Origin of the sequence: Yersinia artesiana (assembly GCF_902726545.1) — a bacterium.
In the GTDB taxonomy this organism is placed as follows: Bacteria; Pseudomonadota; Gammaproteobacteria; order Enterobacterales; family Enterobacteriaceae; genus Yersinia; species Yersinia artesiana.
Map to the genome: position 1 here is coordinate 50,097 of NZ_CACVAD010000011.1, position 16,951 is coordinate 67,047.

Here is a 16,951-nt window from a genome sequence, read left to right on the forward strand (position 1 = left end):
TACTGCCGCTACTTATCTCATTTTAGGTTTAGTCAGTATTGCGCTTAACGCGGAAAAACTGGCTAAGCTGTTGCTAAAAAGGAACTGACATCGTGCGCTTAAGTACCAGCATGCTGTATCAGCAAAATATGCAGGGCATCACCAATGCTCAATCCCTGTGGATGCAGTCGGGCCAACAGCTCTCGACGGGCAAGCGGGTGGTTAATCCCTCTGATGATCCGATGGCGGCATCGCAGGCGGTTATGGTGTCACAGTCCCAATCGGAAAATAACCAGTACACCTTGGCGCGGAGTTATGCTCGCCAAAGTTCCTCGCTGGAAACCACGGTATTATCACAGGCGACCTCCACCATTCAGTCGATTCAAAGCCTGATCATTGGTGCGGCGAAAGACTCTTTGAGTGATGATGACCGGGCGTCAATGGCGACACAATTGCAGGGTCTAAAAGACCAGTTGTTGAATCAGGCCAACTCAACTGACGGTAATGGCCGCTATATGTTTGGTGGTTTTAAAAGCGATAAAGCGCCTTTCGCGGTGAGCACTACCGGTGAAGTGACTTACGTTGGGGGGGATGTTGCGATTCAACAACGGGTAGATTCGAACCGTACCATGACGGTGGGTCATACCGGTTCCAGCATATTTATGGCATTAACCAGCAATGCGACACCAGAGCCGAATGATGCGAATGGTGATCCGGTGGCTGCTGAAAGCAATATCTTTAATACCATCGACACCGTGTTGAAATCATTGAAGACCCCACTGCAAGGCGCAACGGATGATGTGAAACAGCAGGCTTCTGATGAGATGGATAAAGGTATCCGTGGCATGGCTAACTCACTGAACAACGTGCTGTCAGTGCAAGCTGAAATTGGTACACAATTGGAGGAATTAGACAGCCTCGACAGCCTGGGTTCTGATCGTACGTTGATCAACACGCAGCGTTTGAGTGACTTGCAAGATGTGGATTGGAACGCTGCTATTTCGTCCTATGTCATGCAGCAAGCCGCGTTACAGGCTTCTTACACCACATTCACCAATATGCAGGGCTTGTCTCTGTTCCAACTGAATAAATAATCCGTCTTCTACCTGTGGGCCAGCCCCACAGGTTCCCTCTTAAGTGTGCTTAAACCGGGTACACTTTTTGGTATGTCACCTTTTCCCACTAAGGTTTGGGGTGACATACCTTCTTTTCTATCCGTCATCTTTCAAGTTGCAGCAGTGTTGGCTGTGCTCGCTTACCCGAATCACTTTGCCAGACCACTTAACACACCCGCCAGCCGGTCAAAAAACTCGCCAAACAGATGTTCGGTAAAAGGTGCCAATAACGGCATGATTAATCCCAGCGAGATAATACCAACCGTCAATGTGAGTGGGAAACCGATAACGAAAACAGAAAGTTGCGGTGTCATACGGTTAAGCATCCCTAACGCCATATTTAGGGTAAGCAGCAGGGTGATGAGCGGCAATGCCAACATTAAGCCATTCATAAAGATCAATGAACCGGCCTGAGTTAATGCCAGGAAACCATTACCATTAAGCGGTTCAAACTGGATAGGCAAGGTATGAAAACTGTCAGCTAATAAAGAAATTAGCCACAAATGACCATCGAACGAGAGAAATAACAACATCGCTAGCAAGTTTAGCAACCGGGCGAGGACGGGCATATTCGGCCCGCCGGAAGGGTCAAAAAAGGTGGCGAACGATAGCCCCATTTGCAAACCAATCACTTCACCGGCCAGCCGGATAGCGGCAAAAGCAAACTGCATGGTTAAACCGATGGCGACGCCAATTAATACTTGCTGGCCAGCGACCCAGAAAGCGCCGCTGGAGACTAAAGGAATATTCACCGGTGGCAGAGAGGGGGCAATCAAAAACGTAATTAATACTGCCAGCCCGACTTTAACTTTACGGTTTATCTGCTTTTCACTTAATACCGGTGCAGTGGTGATCAGCGCCAAAATGCGGATCAGAGGCCAGAAATACTGGCTGACCCAGATGCTAAGTTGAGTGGTATCAAGAGACAGCATGCTTAGCCAATCAACGTTGGCAGGCTGGTGAACAAATTACGCATATAGTCGAGGATCAGGCTGAGCATCCATGGGCCTGCAATGACCATGGTGGCGAACACCGCCAGTATTTTGGGGATAAATGATAGTGTCATTTCGTTGATCTGCGTTGCGGCTTGCAGCAGGCTGACAATCAAGCCGCTGATCAATGCCGCCAGCAATAATGGTGCAGCCAGTGCAAGGGCTATCTTCATTGCCTCAACGCCGAGGGCCATTACCGATTCAGGTGTCATGACGTATTTACCTTAGCTATAAAAACTCTGCGCTAACGAGCCGAGTAGCAACTGCCAGCCATCAACCAACACAAACAGCATCAGTTTGAAGGGCAGCGAGATACTGGCGGGCGGAACCATCATCATCCCGAGCGCCATCAACACACTGGCAACCACCAGGTCGATAATCAAAAACGGAATAAATACGGTAAAACCAATTTGGAACGCGGTTTTCAGCTCGCTGGTCACATACGCCGGTAACAGAATGCGCAAAGGCACCACTTCTGGCCCTTCCAGTGGCGGCAGATTGGCTAAGCGGGCATACAGTGCCAGGTCAGATTCGCGGGTCTGGCGTAACATAAACTCACGCAGCGGTTGCGAGCCTTTATCCATCGCCACTTCCATACTTATTTTGTCCTGACTGAAGGGCAGATAAGCATCTTGATAGACCTTGTCAAACACCGGCGACATGATGAAAAAAGTCAGGAACAGCGCCAAACCCAGCATCACCTGATTCGGTGGCGCAGAAGGAGTTCCTAATGCGTTGCGCAGCAAACCGAGCACAATAATGATGCGGGTAAAGCTGGTCATCATCAGTAATGCGGCGGGCAGGAAGCTCAGGGTGGTGATAAAGACCAGCGTCTGTACCGGTAAAGACCAGCTCTGACCACCATTGGCCAGCGGCTGGCTGATAATACCCGGCAGTTGCGCCATTGCCGCCGGAGAGCACAGCAGAGCAAGTAGCAGTAGGGGGGCTTTATTCATGATCGGGCGCAGAGACATCATGCCGATTTTTCCGGATGTTTTGAATGCTTGTTTAACAGCGATTTTTTGTTTAATAGATAGGTGTTCAGTATCTGGCGAAAATCAGCCGGTTTTCCACTATCAGCCGACAGCGCGGTGTCGGTTTCGTCAACCGCTGGGCGTGGCAGTGTATGGAGCTGCGTTACGTTTTGGGCAGTGACACCCAATACCAGCCAGGTGTCATCTACTTCGACAATAACAACGCGTTCGCGCTGACCAACCTGACAACTGGCTCGCACATTTAACAGCTTATTATTGCGGGCCTGTGGTGCAAAACCTAAGCGGCGCACCAGCCAGGCGGCACATAAAATCAGCAGTAAAATACCGCCCAGCACCGAGCCAACTTGCGTCAACACCGAGCCTGCGGGCATCGCCGGGGCAGCTTGTTGCGAGGCGATACCTGGGTGACTGGCCGCAAACCCGGTAACAGGGGTTTGGGCTGTTGTCACCTGAGTATTTCCTAACACCGGCATATTGGCAGCCGGTGCGGAATCAGAAGATGTTGAGTCAGTGGTGGTTGTCGCCACTGTTTGCGCTGCGGTCATTAGCGACTCAGACGACGCATGCGTTCTGACGGGGTAATAATGTCAGTGATGCGAACGCCATATTTATCCGCGACCACCACCACTTCACCCTGCGCAATCAGATAACCGTTGATCAGAATATCCAAAGGCTCACCCGCCAGGCCATCAAGGGAAACAACTGAACCTTGCGACAGGCGCAGCAGCTCTTTGATAGTCATTTTGGTGCGACCCAACTCAACGGTCAGCTTCACCGGAATATCAAGAATCAAATCGATATCCTGTAGATTACCCAGTGCGTCAGGCGCTTCCAGTGATTTAAATACACCATCAGTAGTGGCCGCTGGCTTATCCGATGCCAGCTGCTCATTAAACGCATCAGCCCACAGATCGTCCACGGATTCCTTTCCATCGTCAGACGGAAGCTTAGGGTCACTCATTGGGCTGTTCCTCATTCAGAGCATTCAAAATAGGGTTAATCAAATGTTCAACACGTAGGGCATATTGCCCGTTTAATGTCCCGTACTGACTGGTCAGCACAGGTACGCCGTCGACATGAGCAATCAGTCGGTCCGGTTTATCTATCGGTAATACATCCCCCGGTTGTAGCTTGAGTATCTGCGACAATCTCAGCGGGATATCAACAAAATTAGCCACCAGTTCCAGCTCGGAATGCTGAACTTGCTTGACCAGCGTTTCACGCCAATGACTGTCTTCCTGACGGGAGTTTTCCAGTGGCGGATTGGTCAGTAGTTCGCGTAACGGCTCAATCATGGCGAAGGGAATACAGATATTAAACTCACCACTCAACGCCCCGATTTCCACCTGGAACGGGGTCGTGACCACGATATCGTTGGGGGAGGTGGTGATATTGGTAAACTTCACCTGTATTTCAGAACGGACATATTCCACATCTATTTTATAGATAGGAGCCCAGGCATCGCGATAAGCGTCCAACGCTAAGCGCAACATCCGGTTAATAACGCGTTGTTCTGTATGCGTAAACTCGCGGCCTTCCACTTTAGTCGGGAAACGGCCATCGCCACCAAACAGGTTATCAACCGCAATAAACACCAAACTCGGAGCGAAAACAAACAGTGCTGTTCCGCGTAACGGTTTCAAATGTATCAAGTTGAGGTTAGTTGGCACCGGCAAGTTACGGGCAAAATCATGATATGGCTGGATTTTTATCGGGCCAACCGTGATGTCTGGGCTGCGGCGCAACAGGTTAAACAGCCCCATACGGAACTGGCGGGCAAACCGCTCATTGATTATCTCCAGCGCATGCAGGCGCTCACGCACCACACGTCGCTGGGTCGTCGGGTCATAAGGCTTGACGTCTGTCTCGTTGCCAGTGGCAGCTTCGGGTTCATCACCTCCGCTGTCACCGTTCAACAGTGCGTCAATCTCTGCTTGTGAAAGAATGCTATCGCCCATAATGATTATCGCAATATAAATGCGGTAAACAGCACATCGCTGACTACCTGATTAGGTTGACCTTTAACCATTGGCGGGCTAAGAACGTTTTTAATTTCACCCACTAACCGCTGTTTGCCTTCTTCATTCGCCAGGCTATCAGCGGACTGACGGGAGAGCAGTAGCAGCAGACGGCTGCGCACTTCCGGCAGATAGTCATTTAGTCTTGTGCGCGTGCTATCGTCGGGAAGTCTTAACGTTAATCCGATATAAAGCACACGATCCAGATTATTATCTGGCGTGATCAGATTGACCGTGAAGGTTTCCAGTGGCATGAATACTGGGATTACCGGGGCCACTTTCGCTGTGGTGGTTTTACTCTGATTGAGTATCCACCAGCTATAACCGCCACCCGCAGTGGCTGCTACGGCAATCAGCACCAGCAGGATCACCCAGATCGAACTCTTACGCTTGGCCGGGAAGGTATTTTGAGACATGGAGAAGGCAAATTCCTGTTTTGGTATCAAACCGGTGGATCACGGTAATAGCCAGGAGCAACTGACACCAGGCTATCCAAATTATTACTAATGATTATCCCGCGTATCTTTAATCCCAATAGGCAGAATAGGTGGCGAAAAACGGCCTAACTTGCCCGTTTGTCACCTTTTGGCGCAATTAACATCCGCGTTAGGCGAAAATATCAACGCCGCCATTACCGTTTGCCAGCGCTTGCAGCGAGGCTGGCGTCACCAATGGTGTGCTGGTCAGCGCCTCTCCCGTGGTGGTTTCACCGTATCCAGGTTGACCGCGTGAGGCAAAATCTTGCTGATTCTGTTGGCTTTGTTGCTGCGCTTGTTGCCATTGGCCTTCGCTGCCGACACTGCTTTGACCTAACTGAATGCCACTTTCAGCCAGAGCGGTGCGCAAACTTGGCATGGCAGCTTCAATGGCGGCCCGAACCTGACTGTGCGCTGAAGCAAAGTGTAGCTGCGCCTGATTGTCGTCGATTTTGAGGCTAATTTGTAAGGCACCCAACTCTTGCGGATTGAGGCGCAACTCGGCATTTTGTTGCCCATTGCGGCTGAACATAATCACTTGTTGTCCCAGCGATTGTTGCCATTCCTGGCTACCCAACTGCGCACTTAAATAACCGCTGGCGGGAGCCGCGATGTGGGCGCTGGCGGTGGTCGATAACACCGGGCTGGACACTGGAGGGAGAGATGGGGTCACGGTAGCCGAGCTGATCAGCGTTCTATCCGCGGCGGTCGCTGTGGTATCCGCTTGTGCGACCAGCGGTGCAACTTTGGCATTAAGAGTGTCGGCATCTTTCGCACTTAACTGGGCCAGCTTATCTTGTGCGGCGCTGGTTTTGGTTTTAGTGGTTGCACCCGCCAGGGTATCGCCACTGTTTGCGGCTTTATCACTCTTTATACTGCCTACGGTGCCGCCAATCAGCGCAGCTAACCCTTTATCTTGCGATGTCAGGCTGGTCAAAGTGGCAATATCTTGCTGGGCGGTAGTTTTGCTGTCCGCCAAGCCTTTGCCATCAGTCAGTGTGGCCTTTTGCCCATTGTTCGCCGTACCCAACGTATTAGCGACCTGATGCGGCAACATTGCCAGCAAAGTCTGCAATGCGGAGGGATCCGTTTTATCACTGGCACTGTCGAGCTTACTGTCATCATGGACTACGGTTTTCTTGCTACCCGCAGCGTCGCCAGTTTGCCCGGCATGGGTCAAACCCGCTGGCAGCGTGGCGCTGATATCACCTAATGCTGCCAACAATTGGTTCAATTTGCTGTTGCCGCTGGCTGACTTACCACTGTCAACATCGGCGGTGAGATCAGTTGTGGCGGCCAGGGATGATTTCAAGGTCGAAGCATCCAGAGCGGTGAGTTCTTTTCCCAATTGATCGCCTAACAGTTTGGCGAAATCAGCCGGTAACCCTGCGTCGGTAAAGAGTGCTGCAATGGATGACGAGGATGATGCCCCCTCGGCTTCACCAGCGGTTGTAACAGCAGGCAATAAAGACAGATTCATGAATTTAGACTCCTTTGTGAGGCGCGCTGGGCGAACTCATCCATCAATTTTTGATCCAATCGGTTTTCTTGCAAGCGCGCGCTGGTTTCGGCTCGCTCATTCAGTGTTTCAAACGCATTTAACCGCTGTTGCTTTTCTTGCCAATGCTTGACTGCCTGTTCAACTTTGGTATTCCACTGGGCCAATTGATGACGATGTTGCTCAATGGCTTGCTCCAATGTTTGAATAAATTGCTGATAATTTTGCCAACTGGAAGAGGCCATGCCGTTACTCAGCGTGTCATTCAACCGCACCCGATATTCATCCTGATAGGACAGCAACATACTGAGTTGCTGCTCAGCATTCTGGTAGGACAAGCGTGCTTGCCCTAATTGGGTGCTTGCCTGTTCGACCGCCTTTTGAGCCAGGTCGCGCAGGGTGACGAGAGGTGACTGACTTTTCATCGTATTCCTCAAATACCCTTCGTATTTGACGCCGCAGGGTCGTTAGCTACGTTCATGCACCCGAATCACTGACTTGAACCAGCTCATCGGGGTTTATTCACTTGCCTACCTGCAACGCCAACTACTTTGGGTATACGGCAGGGGCTGTGGCCTGGGTTATTGGCTATCAACCCGGAAATTTCTTTTATCAACCCGGAAACAGACTTTTCAGATGCTGGCAGGCATCTTCGTAACTGCTGCGTTCAAACATGCCTTGCTGTAAGAAGATTTCCATTTGTGGATACAAGGCAATGGCCTTATCCAGTAATGGGTCACTGCCGGCGGCATAGGCCCCAACGCTGACCAAATCACGGTTACGTTGGAAGCTTGCAAGTAATTGTTTAAATTGACGAACTTTGCGGTAGTGGTTCTCATCTATCAGTGATGTCATGGCACGACTGATAGAGGCTTCAATATCAATAGCGGGGTAGTGGCCTGATTCTGCCAGGCGGCGTGATAGCACCACATGCCCGTCAAGAATGGCGCGCGCCGAGTCGGCGATCGGGTCTTGCTGATCATCGCCTTCGGTCAATACTGTATAAAATGCAGTGATCGAACCGCCGCCAGACACCCCGTTACCGGCTCGCTCAACCAGCGCCGGTAATTTGGCGAATACGGATGGCGGATAACCTTTGGTCGCTGGAGGCTCGCCGATAGCCAGTGCGATTTCACGTTGCGCCATGGCATAGCGCGTCAAAGAGTCCATGATAAGCAGGACATGCTGGCCACGGTCACGAAAATCTTCTGCAATACGAGTGGCATAAGCCGCACCTTGCATGCGCAGTAACGGCGATACGTCCGCCGGTGCCGCGATGACGACTGAGCGCGCACGCCCTTCGGGGCCTAAAATATTCTCAATAAAATCTTTTACTTCACGACCACGTTCACCGATCAAGCCAACCACAATCACATCCGCCTGGGTGTAGCGAGCCATCATGCCTAACAACACACTTTTCCCCACCCCGGAGCCGGCGAACAGGCCCATACGCTGCCCACGACCGACGGTTAGCAGAGCATTAATGGTGCGCACGCCAACGTCCAAGACCTGTTCAATCGCGGTACGTTGTAATGGGTTGATCGGGGGAGTGATGAGCGGGGCGCGATAGCCGGTTTCAGGGGCGGGTAAACCATCAAGTGGTTTGGCGCTGCCATCTAATACGCGCCCCAGTAATTCTGGGCCGAGTGGCAACTGTTTACTGGCCGAGGCTCCACCGGTGGTGATACGCGCATAAACGCGGGCGCCGGGCACAATCCCTTCCACTTCTTCCAATGGCATCAAGAACAGGTGTTGACCGTTAAAGCCGACCACTTCGCTCTCAACTTCTTGTACTTCGCCGTTATCGTGGCGTTCAATCAGACAGGTGGCCCCCAGTGGCAGTTGCAAACCAGTGGCTTCCAGCACCAGACCGGTGGCGCGCGTTAATCGCCCGTAACGACGAATGGTAGTTGATTGGCTAATACGTTCTTCGAATTTATCCATCGAAGCCAGCCAGCGACCGAGGCGCGCAGTCATCATAATTCTCCCGGCGCAGCCAGACGGCATAATTCATGCCAGCGCGTCGCCAGACTGGCATCCAAATCACCTTCTTCAGCGCTGACTTTGCAGCCACCTGGGTGAATTTGGCTATCGCCCAACAAACGCCAGCCATGCAGACTCAAAGTCGAGCCTAAGCGCTGCTCAACCACGGCGAGATCATTAGGGTTGACACGCAATTGCGGTTTACCGGCAAACATCGGCTCTTGCTGAATCATTTGCTGAATTTGTGCCAGCAACGCGGTGCCATCACAAATTGCCGGTTGACCCAGAATCTGCTTGGCTGCCGCCAATGCCATTTGCATTAGCCGTGAGGCAATCACACTGTCCAGCGCATCAAGGGTATTTTGGAAATCGCTGACCAAGTTTTGCCAGTGTGCGGTGATAGGGGCCAACTGTTTCTCAGCATCGGCCAGCGCTTGCTGATGACCCTCTTCCAGACCGGTTTGATAACCTTTATCCAGACCTTCCTGCAACCCTTTGGCAAATCCTTGCTGGCGACCCTGCTTCTCAGCTTCGAGTTGCAGGTTCATCAATATCTGCTGTTCATCACCTGCTGTTGGTTCGCCGTCCTCTCTTGGCTCATCAGTAAACAGCATACTGATGTCCGGCGGCGTAGTCGCCGCAGTAGGCTCAGGTTGGCTGGCAAAGTCATTTAGTGACCAGGGTTGCCAGGGCAGGGTATTAATCCTATCAGACATAGATATCCTCGCCGCCGCCGATGACTATCTCGCCGCTTTCCGCCAAACGACGGACGATAAGCAAGATGGCTTTCTGTTCGTTTTCGACCAGCGACATACGTACCGGCCCACGGGTGGCCAGATCGTCGCGCAGGATTTCTGCTGCTCGCAGCGACATGTTGCTGAGGAAGCGCTCGCGCAGCGCCTGATCGGCACCTTTCAAGGCAATCAGTAGCGACTCGTTGTCGACCTCTTGCAGTAAGCGCTGGATGCTGCGGTCGTCGACACTGACCAGATTCTCGAACAGGAACATTTCGTCGATGATCTTCTGTGCCAGCTCGCCGTCGTATTCGCGTACCGCGTCCATAACCGTCTCTTCCTGCTGGCTTTTCATCAGGTTGATAATCTCAGCCGCGGTGCGGATACCGCCCATTTTGCTGCGTTTGAGATTCTGACCATCGAGCAGGTTGTTCAGCACTTCGGTCAATTCAGCCAATGCCGCCGGTTGAACGCCGCCGAAGGTGGCGATACGCAACATGACATCGTTACGCAGGCGTTCGTCGAACAGTGCCAGAATATCGGCCGCTTGAGCGCGTTTCAGATGAACCAAAATAGTGGCGATAATCTGCGGATGCTCGTCGCGGATCAGATCGGCCGCCATCTGCGGTTCCATAAAGTTGAGGGTTTCCATGCCGCTGGTGGTTTCGCGTGATTCCAGAATGTCTTCCAACAGACTGGAGGCGCGTTCTTCCCCCAATGCTTTTATCAGCACGGTGCGCAGATAATCGCTGGCATTCACACTCAGTGCGGCATATTGCTCTGCATCGTCTTCAAACTCAGCCAATACATCAACCAACTGTTGGTGAGAAACCTGACGCATACTCGCCATGGTGGTACTGAGTTGTTGGACTTCGCGCGAGGAGAGGTGTTTAAACACCTCGGCGGCATGGTCTTCACCCAGAGTCATCAGCATGATGGCGCTTTTTTCAGTTCCGGTCAGGCTCATTGGTCATTACTCATCCATTGACGGATAACCAGCGCGACAACACGTGGGTCTTTATCCGCTAGTTCGCGTATACGCTGGGCCTGAACTTCAGCACTGACTCGTTGCTGATTTTTCTTACGCAGGGCCAGCTCTTCTTTAGTTTGTTTCGCTGTTTCAGTGGTTTGTGCAGCCTGAACAATGTTATTGACCGACGCCGCTGCTTTATCCGCCACTTGTTTCTTAGCTATCAGTGGGCGCACCAGTTTGCGCCACAAGATCCACGCCACCAGTAAGATGAGCAAGTAGCGACCAATATTCAGCAACTGATCAAAGAACGACTGTTGTTGCCAGAATGGCAAGTTACTGCCGCCAGCATCGTCAGTGGCATTAAACGGTGTGTTCACCACATTTAATGTGTCGCCGCGTACCGTGGAGAAGCCCATGGCCTCGCGCGTTAGCGATTCCACTTGCGCTAATTGATCTTTGCTCAGCGCGATAGGTTTACCCGCTTTATCGCTGCCGTAGTTAACCACCACGGCAACGGAGAGGCGCTGCACCATGCCGGCTTGTTGCTGGGTATGGCGGATAGTACGGTCAACTTCGAAGTTGGTGGTTTGGTCGTGACGACTATTACTGGACGTGGCGGTTTGTCTGGCTGCGGTTGCCGGGCGATTGGCTGCATTTGCCGCCGCGCCAGCACCTGCCGCAGGGGTAGCCTGAGGCACTTCAATCGGTGCGACCGGTGTGGCTGAAGGCTGGTTGGATAATGCCCCTGGAACGCCCCCGACATTGGTCCCACCCAGTTGTTCGCTGGTGCTGACTTGCTGAGAGCGCACCGCTCCTTGGTTAGCAGCCTGATTCGGTTTGTACTCTTCGTCAGTCTGCTCACGGCTGGCAAAATCAACTTGTGCGGTCACTTGGGCATGAACATTACCGCTGCCCACCATCGGTGCGAGGATAGTTTCAATGCGGCGCTGGAAGCGGTTTTCAACTTCATTGGTAAATTTGAGTTGCGCTGCATTTAAATCACGGCCGGCGCTATCAGATTGTGTCAACAGACGTCCGGTCTGATCGACGACGGTGACGTTAGCAGGTGGTAAACCCGCCACACTGCTGGAAACCATATAGACAATGGCGTTGATTTGACCATCATCAAGAGCACGACCGGGTTGTAGGGCGAGTGTGACAGAGGCCGTTGGTGATTTTTGCTCACGGACGAACAGTGACGGTTTCGGCATGGCTAAGTGCACCCGCACATTTAATACCGGGCCGAGTGTGCCAATCGTTCGTGCCAGTTCGCCTTCCAACGCACGCTGATAGTTGACTTGTTCGCTAAATTGGCTGATGCCAAATTTTTCCTGATCCAGTAGCTCAAAGCCTACTGCACCACCTTTAGGTAAACCTTGTTGAGCCAGACGCAGACGGGTTTCATGCACTTTATCTGCCGGGATCAACAATGCTCCGCCATTATCAGCGAAGCGATAGGGAATATTCAGTTGCGTCAACTGCGTGACGATATCACCACCATCACGATCATTTAGGTTGCTATAAAGGACGCGATAGTCCGGGCTTTTAGCCCATAACATCAGCGCGACAATAATAGCGACGGCCGCAGCAGCCGCAATCAGCAGTGGGATTTTTGGATTCGCGCGTAGGCGTGCCAGTGTCGTCGTAAAGGTGTTTTCACGATTTTCACCGCCAGTTATCGAGGCATTCATACACGTCCTTGGCCAAGCTGAATAACGTTTGAGTTAGTATTTTTTATGTAACTAATGTGTTGGAACAAAACAGACTCCCAAATGCTGTGAGCGATAACGCATCAATAGCTGATATCCCCTTTTATACTCGTCATACTTCAAGCCGCATGTGCGTTGGCCGCGTTCAATCACCCGAATCACTTACTACAGTAAGTTCATCGGGACTCTCTCCCTTGCCGCCTTCCTGCAACTCGAATTATTTGGACTATATCGGCATGCCATTATTTGCTGTAAGTGGAAATTCGATGGCTCAATAAGCCGGTATTTTTACGTCTATTTAGCCGCTTTAGCGCAAAAATGATGTGTTAGGGTGTCATCCTGAAAAAAGTGATAGCTGTTTGAATGGTGAACAACCGCTTTTGCGCGCGAATTTGTCACGCAGTTATTAACCTACTGACGCACTCTGAGGATGAACATGTCTGTTCAAGGTATCGAAGGGGTTTTACAGCAGTTGCAAGTCACGGCATTGCAAGCCTCGGGTTCAGCGAAAACACTGCCCGCTGAGGCCGGCTTTGCGAGTGAATTAAAAGCGGCTATCGGCAAAATCAGTGAAAACCAGCAAACAGCCCGTACGTTGGCGCAGAATTTTGAATTAGGTGTGCCTGGCGTAGGTATCAATGACGTGATGGTAAATATGCAGAAGTCGTCTGTATCTTTACAGCTAGGTATTCAAGTGCGTAATAAGCTGGTAGCGGCTTATCAAGACGTTATGAATATGGGTGTCTAAACTTCATGGGACAACGCCCATAAATAAAGTGATGCAGTTGTGCCATAAGGGGTGTAGCGGCGGCGATAGCGTTCAAAACGTTCGCGCGGTAGCGTTTTGTGGCGATATAAATTCATCATGCCGCGGCGAATGGCCAAATCACCCCAACTGAGCACATCAGGGCGAGAAAGTGAAGAAATAAGCAGCATTTCTGCCGTCCAGATACCGACACCATTCAGGCTTGAAAGCTGGGTAATGACCTCATTATCCGGTAACTGAGAAATAGCCGATAAATTCAGTGAACCATCGAGTGCTGCATCGGCAGCACCCTTAATGTATCCGGCTTTACGCATCGTCATTCCGCACCCCTGAATAGCTTCTATCGGGGCTGCGGCAATAGTTATCGGTGTGACCGTGCCGACTAATGCCATCAGCCGTGCATTAACGGTGAGCGCCGCTTTAACGGAAATTTGCTGATCAACAATGTTTCTGATGAGTGCAGCAAATAAATCTGGTGATAATGGACGGGCAATCATTCCTAATCGTTCGATAGCTGCTGCCATCTTTTTATCCCGCCGCTTAAGATGATTAATCTCTGTTTCACCGTAACTGTAGAACACGCATTTGCTCCCAACATTGCCAACTCTAAAATGATTTAATTTAGCATAGCCTTAACGTCTGTCGATGACTCTCTGTTTCTTGCTGACTAAGCGCTTTGTGCCAATACTATATTCTGATGACCAATTTTTTGCAGTATTACCGAAATATCAATATTATCGATTTTGTCTGGCGGCAAGTGAGCAATGGCATATTCATGCCAGATACCTGATTCCAGGAACAAAATAAACAGTTCTCTATCCAGGTGATTTTCATTCACCATATTCAACATAATATTGAGCGCTTCAGATAATAATTTTCCTGGTTTATAAGGGCGATCGGCGGCTGTCAGTGCTTCAAATACATCGGCGATGGCCATCATTCGAACAGGAATACTCATCTGTTTATAAGTGAGTTGATAGGGATATCCCTTGCCGTCCATACGTTCATGGTGGCCACCTGCAATCGAGGGAACATTCGCCATGGTTCGTGGGAAGGGGAGTTTTTTGAGCATGACAATGGTCTGCATAATGTGCTCATTTATTTTATAACGATCCTCTTCGGTCAATGTGCCACGCCGAATACTGAGGTTATAAATTTCACCACGGTTATAAAGCAAAGTCGGCTCTGGTAATTTAAAATCATAATATTCTGGACGTTTGTTTTTATTATCACGGTAAATGAGATGTTCTTTTTTATCTGCCAGCATGGGTTCTTGTACCGGCAGGGAAGCTGCCGGTTGCCGGGCTTTGCGCACCCGCTCTTCCTGAGCAATGCCGGCATTATCATCTAATGTCCGGGTCCAGTTATATTGAGCAATTTGCTGAATACGCGCTATTGCTTCATCGGACATGAATTCTCCGCCAATATTACAGTGGGCAATAAAGTAAAAATCATCATCCAATTGGCGCAATTCCGCTGCCAGCGTTTGTTGATCCGTTTCATTAGCACTAACGGTGGCATGACGGCGCAAGAAGGCTATTTCTTTCTCGCGTTTTAACACTTCAAATCTCATGCGTATTTCATGAATGCGATCATAAATTAATTCCAGTTTTGTCGATTTATCCACGACAAATTCAGGTGTTGTTATCTTGCCACAGTCATGTAACCAACAAGCAGTATGCAGTTCTTCCCACTCATTTTCAGATAAATTAAAGTTGGCGAAAGGACCTTCTTTGATATTGACTGCGGCTCTGGCAAGCATTTTTGTGATTTCAGGGACTCGCTGGCAATGGCCGCCGGTATAGGCGCTCTTGGCATCAATGGCTCCTGCAATAAGCTCAATAAATGCATTGAGCAGATTTTTTTGTTCTTGCAATAATTGCTGCGTTTCTACGGAAACAGATAAACTACCGACCAGTGCATTAACTAATTGAATTTTTGAACGTTCACGTTCTGCATTTAATTGATAGGGGTTAAATAGCAACAAAAAGCCTAACAGTTGTTTATCGTGAGTTTTCATGGGCACAGCAACAAACCGCAAGGGTAAATAAGGCTGCAAGAAGTCTTGTAATTGACGGAATATATTCTCTTTATTTAGCGTTCCGGCAATGGTTTTTCCCTCAAGAACGGGTTGAAAAGTGGTGAAGTTATCTTCTGTTATACTCAATGAGGACATTTCAGCTACTGGGATATTTTCACCATTCCAACGAAATGCTGTCGGTGTGAAATGGCCTTCTTGTTTATCTGCCAGGAAAATAATGCCGCCGGTCATCGCGGCGATTTCAGTTGTTTCACTTAATAATCCCTGCATCTGACGGAAGAAGTTATTTTCCGCCGTCAGCATATTGCCCATTGAAATAAACTGTTTCAGTGTCGATTTCATTTTTGACATTGATTTGTGCAACTCATCCACTTCTTCAATCATAGAATGTTCAGACTCGCGTTCTTCGAAATGCAAGTTACTGATAGAGTCAGCATCCCGGCGGAGGCGAATCAGTGGGTTGGATATTTTCCGAGAGAAGTACCACACTAGCGGTAAACTGAGCATTAATAGGATAAAAGCGATAAGGGTTGAGTGATTCCGAATGGAGTTTGCATCAGCAGTCAAATAACTGGCTGGCGTCGCAATAACGAGCTGATATTTATTTCCGTTGTTATCAATATCGACAATGGAGCCGTACCAGTGCTTACCTTGTGCTTCAAATATCATGCTGTTGTCATTGTTATTAGCTGGTTGGTTATTGCTGACAAGGCTATTTTCTTGGGTATCTAGTAATGTTTGTAATACCGGAATTTGCTTATCCCCATTAGTGGGATTTGCTGAGGAATCTTTAGATTTAGGTAAGCTTGCGATAACCTCACCGTGGGCGTTGATAATGATGGCTTGACTATCTGGTGGTAGATTCTGTCTTATTAAAAACTCAGATAACGAGGCCAGTGAAACATCTAACCCAATGACAGACTGATTATTTTCAGAACGGCGACTATAGGTAAAACCCGCTTCACCGGTTCCCTTGAAAATATAGATAGGGGATGTAATAAGGCCTGGGCTGGCTGATGCTAAAATAAACCAATCCCGCTTTCTGGGATCATAGCTATCATTATCTCTGGGCATAACGGCAATGACTTGCTGCTTTTCGTTCAGATAAATAAACCGTTTTTCTGGCAAGCTATCGAGGAAACGATTACTTTGAATCATCCACTCAGCACTCTCTGGAGCGTGAAATAATTTACGGTTAGCTTCGGTCAGACGGCGCAACATAAATAAATCGCCATTAGGATAGGCACTATATACAGCACTGGCGTAATCATTCTGCTTCAGTATTTCAATAAATTTACCGACAAAACCCATGCGCTGTTCAAGCGTTGATAACTCAGTAATTTGCATACTGGCAAGAATATTAACAGACATCATCATGGGCCGTGTTACTGCATCCAATTCTGCCGCGATTGCCTCTCCCGTTTTTTGATACTGCCTATTGGTGCTGATTTCAGTCAATTTAGTCAGTTGGCTATGACTGAAAATGATAATGACGGTACCGATTGAGACAATCAATAGCGTGAAGAGAGCCGCAATCTGGATATGCAATGGATAGCGGCTTTTTAGTCCGAGCAAGTTACTGGGCATCATTGCGATCCTGAGAGGATATTATTTAATCAATTTTAATCATAGGATGCCCATGCAAAAGTGACATATTCCTCTTTCTTTCAGT

At 49.7% G+C, this 16,951-nt stretch carries 17 protein-coding genes; 2 read left to right on the top strand and 15 right to left on the bottom strand.

The window, feature by feature from the left end; all coding sequences use genetic code 11:
* The first annotated feature begins 92 nt into the window (after positions 1 to 92).
* The gene (flgL, locus tag HU019_RS05180) at positions 93 to 1,073 is read left to right on the top strand and encodes a flagellar hook-associated protein FlgL (protein WP_174849214.1); all 981 of its coding nucleotides are present in this window, start codon (positions 93 to 95) and stop codon (positions 1,071 to 1,073) included.
* Positions 1,074 to 1,243: 170 nt separating this feature from the next.
* On the opposite strand, the gene fliR is transcribed toward flgL, so the two are convergent.
* From fliR to fliF, 13 genes are all read right to left on the bottom strand, one after another.
* Positions 1,244 to 2,026: a flagellar biosynthetic protein FliR gene (gene fliR, locus HU019_RS05185; protein WP_174849213.1), complete on the bottom strand. Its 783-nt coding sequence runs from the start codon at positions 2,024 to 2,026 to the stop codon at positions 1,244 to 1,246.
* 2 nt (positions 2,027 to 2,028) lie between these two features.
* Positions 2,029 to 2,298 (bottom strand): flagellar biosynthesis protein FliQ, encoded by a 270-nt coding sequence (gene fliQ / locus HU019_RS05190; protein WP_050075376.1) that lies wholly within the window; start codon positions 2,296 to 2,298, stop codon positions 2,029 to 2,031.
* Between the two features lie 12 nt (positions 2,299 to 2,310).
* On the bottom strand, positions 2,311 to 3,063 hold the full coding sequence (gene fliP, locus HU019_RS05195) for a flagellar type III secretion system pore protein FliP (RefSeq protein WP_174849212.1): 753 nt from the start codon (positions 3,061 to 3,063) through the stop codon (positions 2,311 to 2,313).
* Positions 3,060 to 3,626 carry a flagellar biosynthetic protein FliO gene (fliO, locus tag HU019_RS05200; protein WP_174849211.1) on the bottom strand — a complete coding sequence of 189 codons (567 nt, stop codon included), beginning with the start codon at positions 3,624 to 3,626 and terminating at the stop codon, positions 3,060 to 3,062. The genes fliP and fliO overlap by 4 nt, the downstream gene beginning before the upstream one ends.
* Positions 3,626 to 4,042 carry a flagellar motor switch protein FliN gene (fliN, locus tag HU019_RS05205; RefSeq protein ID WP_005160399.1) on the bottom strand — a complete coding sequence of 139 codons (417 nt, stop codon included), beginning with the start codon at positions 4,040 to 4,042 and terminating at the stop codon, positions 3,626 to 3,628. Before fliN ends, fliO begins: the two co-directional genes overlap by 1 nt.
* Positions 4,035 to 5,039 carry a flagellar motor switch protein FliM gene (gene fliM / locus HU019_RS05210; RefSeq protein ID WP_174849210.1) on the bottom strand — a complete coding sequence of 335 codons (1,005 nt, stop codon included), beginning with the start codon at positions 5,037 to 5,039 and terminating at the stop codon, positions 4,035 to 4,037. Before fliM ends, fliN begins: the two co-directional genes overlap by 8 nt.
* 5 nt (positions 5,040 to 5,044) lie before the next feature.
* Positions 5,045 to 5,515, bottom strand: coding sequence for a flagellar basal body-associated protein FliL (fliL, locus tag HU019_RS05215; RefSeq protein ID WP_174849209.1), 471 nt, complete (start codon positions 5,513 to 5,515; stop codon positions 5,045 to 5,047).
* A gap of 190 nt (positions 5,516 to 5,705) precedes the next feature.
* Positions 5,706 to 7,055, bottom strand: a complete 1,350-nt coding sequence (locus HU019_RS05220; protein WP_174849208.1) for a flagellar hook-length control protein FliK — start codon at positions 7,053 to 7,055, stop codon at positions 5,706 to 5,708.
* On the bottom strand, positions 7,052 to 7,498 hold the full coding sequence (fliJ, locus tag HU019_RS05225; RefSeq protein ID WP_174849207.1) for a flagellar export protein FliJ: 447 nt from the start codon (positions 7,496 to 7,498) through the stop codon (positions 7,052 to 7,054). The genes HU019_RS05220 and fliJ overlap by 4 nt, the downstream gene beginning before the upstream one ends.
* 187 nt (positions 7,499 to 7,685) lie before the next feature.
* On the bottom strand, positions 7,686 to 9,050 hold the full coding sequence (fliI, locus tag HU019_RS05230) for a flagellar protein export ATPase FliI (RefSeq protein WP_174849241.1): 1,365 nt from the start codon (positions 9,048 to 9,050) through the stop codon (positions 7,686 to 7,688).
* On the bottom strand, positions 9,050 to 9,772 hold the full coding sequence (gene fliH, locus HU019_RS05235) for a flagellar assembly protein FliH (protein ID WP_174849206.1): 723 nt from the start codon (positions 9,770 to 9,772) through the stop codon (positions 9,050 to 9,052). The genes fliI and fliH overlap by 1 nt, the downstream gene beginning before the upstream one ends.
* Positions 9,765 to 10,757, bottom strand: coding sequence for a flagellar motor switch protein FliG (gene fliG / locus HU019_RS05240; protein ID WP_005160381.1), 993 nt, complete (start codon positions 10,755 to 10,757; stop codon positions 9,765 to 9,767). Before fliG ends, fliH begins: the two co-directional genes overlap by 8 nt.
* A complete protein-coding gene (gene fliF, locus HU019_RS05245; protein ID WP_174849205.1) occupies positions 10,754 to 12,454 on the bottom strand; it encodes a flagellar basal-body MS-ring/collar protein FliF in 1,701 nt (566 codons plus the stop codon). Before fliF ends, fliG begins: the two co-directional genes overlap by 4 nt.
* Before the next feature lie 454 nt (positions 12,455 to 12,908).
* Here fliF and fliE point away from each other — a divergent pair, with 454 nt between their 5' ends.
* Positions 12,909 to 13,220 (top strand): flagellar hook-basal body complex protein FliE, encoded by a 312-nt coding sequence (gene fliE / locus HU019_RS05250; RefSeq protein ID WP_005160376.1) that lies wholly within the window; start codon positions 12,909 to 12,911, stop codon positions 13,218 to 13,220.
* On the opposite strand, the gene HU019_RS05255 is transcribed toward fliE, so the two are convergent.
* The gene (locus HU019_RS05255) at positions 13,217 to 13,819 is read right to left on the bottom strand and encodes a DNA-3-methyladenine glycosylase family protein (RefSeq protein WP_174849204.1); all 603 of its coding nucleotides are present in this window, start codon (positions 13,817 to 13,819) and stop codon (positions 13,217 to 13,219) included. The genes fliE and HU019_RS05255 overlap by 4 nt on opposite strands.
* Positions 13,820 to 13,905: 86 nt before the next feature.
* Entirely contained in the window at positions 13,906 to 16,866 is a 2,961-nt protein-coding gene (locus HU019_RS05260; RefSeq protein ID WP_174849240.1) for an HD domain-containing phosphohydrolase, read from the bottom strand.
* Between the last annotated feature and the right edge of the window lie 85 nt (positions 16,867 to 16,951).